The sequence below is a fragment of the Idiomarina sp. Sol25 genome (assembly GCF_033052775.1).
Lineage (GTDB): Bacteria > Pseudomonadota > Gammaproteobacteria > Enterobacterales > Alteromonadaceae > Idiomarina.
Window position 1 is genome coordinate 1 of the sequence record NZ_JAUPEW010000094.1, and the last position, 281, is coordinate 281.

At 66.5% G+C, this 281-nt stretch carries 1 protein-coding gene; it reads left to right on the plus strand.

What is annotated here, in order from left to right; translation table 11 throughout:
• On the plus strand, positions 1 to 279 hold a 279-nt coding region (locus Q5L94_RS13610), incomplete at its 5' end, for a hypothetical protein (RefSeq protein WP_317498895.1).
• Between the last annotated feature and the right edge of the window lie 2 nt (positions 280 to 281).

A 281-nucleotide genomic window follows, 5' to 3' on the forward strand; every position in this document is an offset into this window, starting at 1 on the left:
TTCACCACGGCCTACGCGGGCGTCCTCAAGGGGCGCGATGCGATCTTCGTCGACGACGAGGGCATCATGAAGAACGCGGAGCGCTGGTTTCACATGGCGACAGGCCACCAGCCGTTCGCTGGCACAGGCCTGATCGTCGGCGCAGATCGTCGCGGCAACGCGGCCGATGCGGAGAGCGACATCGACACCATCCGCGCAGTCACCGTCTTCGCGCAGCCCTTCCAGAGCCGGTTGTTCGTCACGACCATGCCCTGGCAGCCGCCGAAGCCGCAGCCGTAACG